Source organism: Streptomyces recifensis, assembly GCF_002154615.1.
Lineage (GTDB): Bacteria > Actinomycetota > Actinomycetes > Streptomycetales > Streptomycetaceae > Streptomyces > Streptomyces griseoluteus.
In genome coordinates this window covers 1-5,185 of record NZ_MUNH01000693.1, presented here as the reverse complement: position 1 = coordinate 5,185, position 5,185 = coordinate 1, and the positions used below count along the sequence as shown (strand labels likewise).

The following is a 5,185-nucleotide window of genomic DNA, read 5'->3' as shown; positions in this document are numbered from 1 at the left end:
CCGCCGCCTCCAGCAGGCGCGAGCCGGGCAGGCCCAGCACCGGCAGCGGGGCGCCGGCCAGGAGCACCCCGTCGACCACCGCGCGGGCCTGCTCCTCGTCCCGTACGACGCGGTTGTAGAGCGCGCCGTGCGGCTTGACGTAGGCCACCCGGGCGCCGGCGGCCCGCGCGAACACCTCCAACGCTCCGATCTGGTAGGCGACTTCGGCCGCCAGCTCGGCGGACGGCACGTCCATCGCGCGCCGGCCGAAGCCGGCGAGGTCGCGGTAGGAGACCTGGGCGCCGATCGTCACCCCGCGCGCGGCGGCCAGTTCGCACACCCGGCGCATGGTCGCCGCGTCCCCGGCGTGGAAGCCGCAGGCCACATTGGCGCTGGTGACGACGGACAGCAGCCCCTCGTCGTCGGTCAGTTGCCAGCGGCCGAAGCCCTCGCCCAGGTCGGCGTTGAGATCGACCGGTCCGGTCACGGTCATCGGGTACGGACCTCCTCGGGTACGCGGATCAGCCGACGCCGACCACGCGGTACTGCTCGTCGCGCGCGTCGGTCAGGAACATCTGCCCCGGCGCGTGCGTGAGGGCGAACGGCGGCCGGGACGCCATCACCGCCGCCTGCGGGGTCACTCCGCACGCCCAGAACACCGGGATGTCGTCGGGCGCCATGTCCACCGGGTCGCCGAAGTCGGGCCGGGCCAGGTCCGCTATGCCGAGGGCGGCCGGGTCGCCGCAGTGCACCGGGCCGCCGTGCACGGCCGGGAGCAGCCCGCTCTCCCGGATCGCGGCCCGCAGATGCTCCGGCGGCACCGGACGCATCGACACCACCATCGGCCCGCGCAGCCGCCCCGCGGGACGGCACTGGCGGTCCGTCACGTACATCGGCACGTTGCGGCCCTGCTCGACGTGGCGGATCGGCACGCCCGCCCCGGCCAGCGCCCACTCGAAGGTGAAGCTGCACCCCAGCAGGAACGCGACGAGGTCGTCCCGCCAGTACTCGCGCGCGTCGGACGGCTCGGCCACCAGCTCGCCGTCCCGCCACACGCGGTAGCGCGGGAGATCGGTGCGCAGGTCGGCGCCGGGCGCGAGGACGGTGGTGACCGCGCCCGCGTCCGTCACGTCCAGCACCGGGCAGGGGCGGGGGTTGCGCTGGCAGAACAGCAGCATGTCGTAGGCCCAGTCGGCGGGCACCGCGATCAGGTTGGCCTGCGTGTGACCCGCGGCGACACCCGCGGTGGGGCCGGTCAGGCCCGCCCGGAAGCGGGCCCGCGCGGTGCGGGGGCTCCAGTCGCGGGCGCCGGTTTCGGCCAGGGCCACCGGACGGTCGCCGGTCAGGTCGGGGCTGGTCATGCCAGCTCCCGTCCGCGCGTCTCCGGCAGCCCGAACAGCGCCAGCGCCGCCAGCCCGTAGCCCGCCGCGCCGAACGCCAGGGCGCCGCCGACGCCCCAGCTGTCGGCCAGGAAGCCCACCAGCGTGGGGAAGACCGCGCCCACCGCGCGCCCGGTGTTGTAGGTGAAGCCCTGTCCGGTACCGCGCACGGGCGTCGGGTACAGCTCGCTCAGATAGGAGCCGAAGCCGCTGAAGATGGCCGACATGCAGAAGCCGAGCGGAAAGCCCAGGACCAGGAGCAGGGTGCCCGCGCCGGGCGGGATGTTCGCGTAGGCCAGCACACAGACCGCCGACAGCAGGGCGAACAGCCAGATGGTGCGGCGCCGGCCCAGCCGGTCGGTGAGGTGGCCGCCGGTCAGATAGCCGAGGAAGGCCCCGGAGATCAGCAGCGCGAGATAGCCGCCGGTGCCGACGACGGAGAGGCCGCGCTCGGTCTTCAGGTACGTCGGCACCCAGGTGGCCAGCGTGTAGTAGCCGCCCTGCACGCCGGTGGAGAGCAGGCTGGCGAAGAAGGTGACGCGCAGCAGGCCGGGCTCCTTCGCCGTGCCCGGCCGGAAGATGGCCGTGAACGAGCCGCGCTCCGGGCTGTGTTCCCGGGCCGCCGCGGCCTGCGGCGCGTCGTGCACCCGGCGGCGCAGCCACACCACCAGCAGGGCGGGGAGCGCGCCGGTCCAGAACAGCACCCGCCAGGCCAGGTCCTCGCCGACGAAGGAGAACACCAGCGTGTAGACGATCGCGGCCAGACCCCAGCCGACCGCCCAGGAACTCTGCACCACGCCGAGGGTGCGCCCCCGGTGCCGTGCGCTCGCGTACTCGGCGACCAGGATGGCCCCGACCGCCCACTCACCGCCGAACCCGAGGCCCTGGAGGGCGCGGAAGAGGAGCAGCGTCTCGTAGGTGGGGGCGAAGCCGCAGGCGACCGTGAACACCGCGTAGGTGACGACGGTGATCATCAGGGCCCGCACGCGGCCCATCCGGTCCGCGACCATGCCCGCCAGGGCCCCGCCGACGGCGGACACCACCAGGGTGACCGTGGTGAACAGCCCGGTCTGGCCGCTGTCGAGGTTGAAGTACGCGGCCAGCGCGACCATGGTCAGCGGCAGCGTGAAGTAGTCGTAGGAGTCGAGGGCATAGCCCCCGAAAGCTCCGGCGAAGGCGCGGCGGCCGCGCGGGCCGAGGGCGCGGAACCAGCCCAGCGGCCCTTCCTCGTGGGCGGCTCGGTCCGGGACGGCGGTCAGTTGGGGCGGTGGGGTCGTGCTCATGGGCGGCACCTCGCAGAAGCGTGAGGGGGTGCGGGTCGGTGAGCAGTGCGGGTCGTGCGGCGCGGGGTCGTGCGTGCCGGCCTCGTGGGGGAGGGCCGTGCGGAGCACCGTAGAGGATCGTTCAACGATCCTTCAATGGGTACGTTGTCTCGTCCCCCGCTCTGCGGTTGAATTCCGGGCATGGCAGAGCAGTTGGGTCAACTGGCCGACGACCGCGCCCTCCTGGGCCGTACCAGCACCGCCGAACGCGTCTCCGACATCCTGCGGAGCCGGATCGCGGAGGGCTACTTCCCGCCGGGCACCCGGCTGTCGGAGGACAGCATCGGTGGCGCCCTCGGGGTGTCCCGCAACACCCTGCGCGAGGCGTTCCGGCTGCTCACCCATGAACGGCTGCTGGTGCACGAACTCAACCGGGGCGTCTTCGTCCGGGTGCTGAGCGTCGCTGACGTGGAGGACATCTACCGCACCCGCGCCCTGGTCGAGTGCGCCGTGGTACGCGGCCTCGGCGAACCCCCGTACGCACTCGACCGGCTCGCCGGGGCGGTCGCCGAGGGGGAGTCGGCGGCGCGGGAAAGTGACTGGAAATCGCTGGGGACGGCCAACTTCCACTTCCACCGCGAACTGGTCGCCCTGGCCCGCAGCGAGCGCACCGACGAGCTGATGCGCAGCGTCTTCGCCGAACTCCGGCTCGCCTTCCACCACGTGGACCACCCGCGCCGCCTCCACGAGCCCTACCTCGCCCGCAACCGCCAGATCCTCGACGCCCTCCGCGCCGGCGACCGGGCCGGCGCGGAGGAACTGCTGTCGACCTATCTCGCGGACTCCCTCGAACGAGTGCTGGAGGTCTACCGCCGCCGGGTCGACGAGCAGTGAGACGCCTTTCGGGCAGCGGGCTCTCGCGCCGTTGTGACGGCCGTCGCTTCCACACCGTTTGGGTGGTTGTCGGACCGAGGACCTAATCTGTGCACCGTGACTTCGCCTGCACCGACGGACAGCGTTCCGCCCCAGCTCAGCGCGGCGCCGCGCCCCGCGCCGGGCCCGGCCGCCGACGAGGGACTGGCGCGGCGGCTGCGCGCGCTCGCCTGCACGGCCCCGCTGCACGACCTGGACGCCCGCAAGGCCAACCTGGCCGGTGAGTACTCGACGTACGGCATGGCCGAGGTGGCGCTCGCCGCCATCGACCTCGTCACGCTCAACATGGACTTCGACACCGGCGCCGACCACGAGCAGATCGTCGCCCGGCTCGTCCCGCGCATCGCCGCCCAGGCCCCGCACCGCACCACCGCCGAGCACGAGCGGGTGGCCCGCTGGGTGCTGGAGAACCTGATCAACGTCGGCAGCGCCGACCGCGGCTTCCGCGCGGTGTACGGCACCTTCGCCTCCGACGGCAGCTATGTCCGCCGCGACTACGACTTCAAGCTCGTCGAAGAGGTCCCGGGACCCGGCGGCACGGTGTACCTGCGGACCACCGACGAAGCCGTCAACGTCCTCGTCGGCGCCCTCGACACCGATGTCACCAGCGCCCAGATCGCCGCCGAGGTCAAGCTGGAGGTGCTGATCAACCGGGGTCGGCTGGCCGACGCCCAGCTCGCCGCCGAACAGGCCCGGTACCGCACCGTGCAGTACTCCGAGACCCTGCGCCGCGCCCTGGACGCCACCCGGCGCAACGTCCGCGCGGTCGACTGGCTCAACTCCGTGCCCGACATGATCGCCGAGGCGCTGGACCACGTGGCCGACCGCTACCGCCACGAGAACGCGATCCTCACGAACATCCGCAAGGCCCGCGACGAGACGGAGGAGCCGGAGCACAAGCGGCGCGCGGCCGAGCTGGTCGACATCGTCAAGGACTGCATCCGGCGCCACACCCAGCTCCAGTCCCGGCTGCTGGAGGCGGGACCGCTGTTCCGTGCGGAGCAGGACCGGCAGGCGTTCGCCACGCCCACGGGGACCTCCGGCATGGACCTGTACGGGCATCTGGTCGCCCCTGTCCTGCCGTTGCCGCTTCAGCAGGCGATCCGGGTCACCGACGCGTTCTTCGGCAGCGGGGTGGGATTGCGTACGCCGGTGTCGGTGCGGGTGGGGGATCTGGTCGACATCCTGCTGACGCCGCCGGTCGAGCGGGAGCATCTGGGGGCGGAGATGCCGGAGCCGGACCTGATCGCGACGCCGGACGACAGCCGGTTCTCGCAGGAACAGGTCGCTGCGGCCCGCGCTCTGCTGGATCTGCCGGCGGACGCTCCCCGGAGGCTCTCGGGGCTGCTTGCGGAGGCTCGGGCCGCCGAGGGGTTCGAGCTGGCGTATCTGGTGGCGCTGATGGCCATTCACGCGGCGAGTCCCGCTGTCGGTACCGCCTACCGGCAGGGGGAGGCGAAGCTGTTGTTCGCCGTGGACGACGGTACCGAGCTGGATGATCCCGACTTCGGCGGGGCGGATCTGATCGTGGGGACCGCCTTGCTGGATGCGGTGGGGATGGCCAGCGACCGGGCGGTGGCCGGGTGAGTGGCCGCCCCGCCGTCGCGGCTTGTCGCGCCCGCGCGGCGGCGC

General features: G+C 73.0%; 5 protein-coding genes. 2 read left to right on the top strand and 3 right to left on the bottom strand.

Going from position 1 to position 5,185, the window contains the following annotated elements; all coding sequences use genetic code 11:
• From CCN33_RS28485 to CCN33_RS28475, 3 genes are all read right to left on the bottom strand, one after another.
• A partial coding sequence (locus CCN33_RS28485; protein WP_140394717.1) for a 5-oxoprolinase subunit PxpA occupies positions 1-472 on the bottom strand: 472 nt, incomplete at its 3' end.
• Between the two features lie 28 nt (positions 473-500).
• Positions 501-1,340 carry a putative hydro-lyase gene (locus tag CCN33_RS28480; RefSeq protein WP_086696287.1) on the bottom strand — a complete coding sequence of 280 codons (840 nt, stop codon included), beginning with the start codon at positions 1,338-1,340 and terminating at the stop codon, positions 501-503.
• The gene (locus CCN33_RS28475; RefSeq protein WP_086696288.1) at positions 1,337-2,641 is read right to left on the bottom strand and encodes an MFS transporter; all 1,305 of its coding nucleotides are present in this window, start codon (positions 2,639-2,641) and stop codon (positions 1,337-1,339) included. The genes CCN33_RS28480 and CCN33_RS28475 overlap by 4 nt, the downstream gene beginning before the upstream one ends.
• A 180-nt stretch (positions 2,642-2,821) precedes the next feature.
• On the opposite strand from CCN33_RS28475, the gene CCN33_RS28470 reads away from it, so the two are divergent.
• On the top strand, positions 2,822-3,514 hold the full coding sequence (locus CCN33_RS28470; protein ID WP_086696286.1) for a GntR family transcriptional regulator: 693 nt from the start codon (positions 2,822-2,824) through the stop codon (positions 3,512-3,514).
• A 96-nt stretch (positions 3,515-3,610) separates the two neighbouring features.
• Entirely contained in the window at positions 3,611-5,140 is a 1,530-nt protein-coding gene (locus CCN33_RS28465; protein WP_086696285.1) for a hypothetical protein, read from the top strand.
• Positions 5,141-5,185: the final 45 nt, after the last annotated feature.

Bases quoted from the DNA above. Each gene is read 5' to 3' on its own strand.
- CCN33_RS28475 (WP_086696288.1), bottom strand. From the start codon at position 2,641: ATGAGCACGACCCCACCGCCCCAACTGACCGCCGTCCCGGACCGAGCC.
- CCN33_RS28470 (WP_086696286.1), top strand. From the start codon at position 2,822: ATGGCAGAGCAGTTGGGTCAACTGGCCGACGACCGCGCCCTCCTGGGC.
- CCN33_RS28480 (WP_086696287.1), bottom strand. From the start codon at position 1,340: ATGACCAGCCCCGACCTGACCGGCGACCGTCCGGTGGCCCTGGCCGAA.